Source organism: Bacillus sp. FG16 (assembly GCF_057809515.1).
Window position 1 is genome coordinate 1 of the sequence record NZ_JBMDKC010000379.1, and the last position, 370, is coordinate 370.

Genomic DNA, 370 nt, shown 5'->3' on the forward strand with positions numbered 1-370 from the left:
ATAAGCAGTATAGACACTTTTATCGATGTTAAAACATTAAACGGAACTTATATAATTACATACGGGAAACGGGAAGAATTTTGTCTTCCCATGTGTTTTTATTTGCATCTAGTTCTTTTGCTAGATGCTTTTTTCATGCTAAAAAAGGTATCCTCAAATACTTTGAGGATACCTTTTCACTTTTATTATCTCTGCTGTTTTCTACCTAATACGAATAATCCAAAACTCATCATTACAAGAAGTGCTCCCATATATGGCTCCACAGGCATTTTCTGCCCTGTCTTCGGTAATTCTTTTTCCGGTTTTTCTGAATTCGGTGTTCCAGGTTTCTCTGGATTCGGTGTTCCAGGTTTTTCTGGATCTGGTGTTC

1 protein-coding gene is annotated in these 370 nt (G+C 36.2%); it reads right to left on the reverse strand.

Annotation, left to right across the window (positions count from 1 at the left end):
• Nucleotides 1-185 precede the first annotated feature (185 nt).
• Nucleotides 186-370, reverse strand: a 185-nt coding sequence (locus ACODS7_RS32835; RefSeq protein ID WP_488828757.1) for an LPXTG cell wall anchor domain-containing protein, incomplete at its 5' end; no start/stop codon positions are given.